This is a genomic window from Oerskovia rustica, from assembly GCF_014836555.1.
GTDB classification, from domain to species: Bacteria; Actinomycetota; Actinomycetes; order Actinomycetales; family Cellulomonadaceae; genus Oerskovia; species Oerskovia rustica.
This window is the reverse complement of sequence record NZ_JACSQQ010000074.1, coordinates 1-1747: the sequence shown is the minus strand read 5'-3', so window position 1 is coordinate 1747 and position 1747 is coordinate 1. Positions and strand designations below refer to the sequence as shown.

2 protein-coding genes are annotated in these 1747 nt (G+C 65.2%); both read left to right on the top strand.

The window, feature by feature from the left end; all coding sequences use genetic code 11:
• Positions 1-19: 19 nt before the first annotated feature.
• Positions 20-709 carry a hypothetical protein gene (locus tag H9652_RS19470; RefSeq protein WP_225228512.1) on the top strand — a complete coding sequence of 230 codons (690 nt, stop codon included), beginning with the start codon at positions 20-22 and terminating at the stop codon, positions 707-709.
• Between the two features lie 11 nt (positions 710-720).
• Positions 721-1747: glycosyltransferase family 2 protein (locus H9652_RS19465; protein WP_191798464.1), on the top strand; the 1027-nt coding region annotated here is incomplete at its 3' end.

The following is a 1747-nucleotide window of genomic DNA, read 5'->3' as shown; positions in this document are numbered from 1 at the left end:
CTGAGAGAGAGTGTGTGTGATGTTCCGACGGATTGGTCAGGCGTGGTCGGGGTTTTCTGAGCGGCGTCCGGGGACGGCGCAGTTCTTGTTGTTCTTCTTGTTGAGCAATGGTGTGACGGTGCTGCAGCTGGCGTTGATGCCGGCGTTCAAGGCGGCGTTCGGGATGACGGGGTTGGTGGACACGAGTTTTCAGGTGTTGCCGGTGGGGTCGAATCCTGATGGTTCGCCGTTCTTCGTGTTCGACTACGCGGCGGGGGGCCTGCCTGAGGGTGGGGGCGGGTTGGCGTACTTCTTGGCGGTGCAGGTCACGTTGTTGATCGCGCAGGTGATCAACTTCTTCGCCCAGCGCAACGTGACGTTCAAGTCGAACACCTCGATCTGGCGGGCGGCGTTCTGGTACGTGGTGGCGTACGTGGTGATCACGTTCGCGGCGGCGGCGTTGCAGGGCCTGTACAAGGCGCCGATCTACGAGCTGTTGATCGACACGTGGGGCCTGGGCAAGACCGGGGAGACGATGGCCGACATGGTCACGATGATCATCAACAGTGCTCTATCGTTCTGGGTGTTCTTCCCGATCTTCAAGATCATCTTCAAGCGTGACCCCGAGGTCCAGGCGCCCGAGCCGGCCGCAGCGGCACCGGCGGGTGTGCCGGTGTCCGGGGGCGCGGGGGAGTCCTCGTCGTCGGCCCGTGCGGGCCAGGAAGTCTGAAGAGTGCGCTGATGTCCAAGCTGTTGACGATCGTCGTGCCGTGCTACAACTCCGCGGCGTACATGCACCGCAGCATCGACTCGCTGTTGGCCGGGGGCCAGCGGGTGGAGATCTTGATCGTGGACGACGGGTCCTGGGACGCCACGGCCCAGGTCGCGGACCGGTACGCGGCCGCCCACCCGGGGGTGGTGCGCGCGATCCATCAGCCCAACGGGGGTCACGGGGCCGCGATCAACACGGGCCTGGCCAACGCGCGCGGGCGGTACATCAAGATCGTGGACTCCGACGACTGGCTCGAGGCCGACGCCTACGCCAAGGTGCTGGACCTGCTGGACTCCTTCGTCGCCCAGGACACCGGGATCGACATGCTGATCAGCAACTTCGTGTACGAGAAGGTCGACAAGCGCAACAAGACCGCCGTGCGCTACACCAACGCCCTGCCCCAGGACAGGGTCCTGGGCTGGGACCAGGTCGGGCGCCTGCGCAAGAACCAGTACATCCTCATGCACTCCCTGATCTACCGCACCGACCTGCTGCGCGAGGTCGGCCTGGTCCTGCCCGAGCACACCTTCTACGTCGACAACCTCTACGCCTACGCACCCCTGCCCGCGGTCCGGCGCCTGTACTACCTGAACGTCGACCTCTACCGGTACTACATCGGACGCGCCGACCAGTCCGTCAACGAGACCGTGATGATCTCCCGCGTGGACCAACAGCTGCGCATCAACCGCACCATGATGGAACACCTGTCCGCGGCCCGCGCCAACCCGCACACCCCCCGCGCCCTCAAGCGCTACATGCTGCACTACCTCGACATCGTGTCCCTGGTCTCCTCGATGCTCCTGGTCCGCGCCGGCACCCGCGAGTCCCTGCGTAAGAAGGACGAGTTCTGGGCCCACGCCCGCGCCTACGACCCCGCCCTGTACCGCCGACTACGCCGCACCACCCTGCACCAGATCTCCAACCTCCCCGGCAGACCCGGACGCCAACTCTCCGTCCTGGCCTACAAAGCCGCACAACGCGTCATCGGCTTCAACT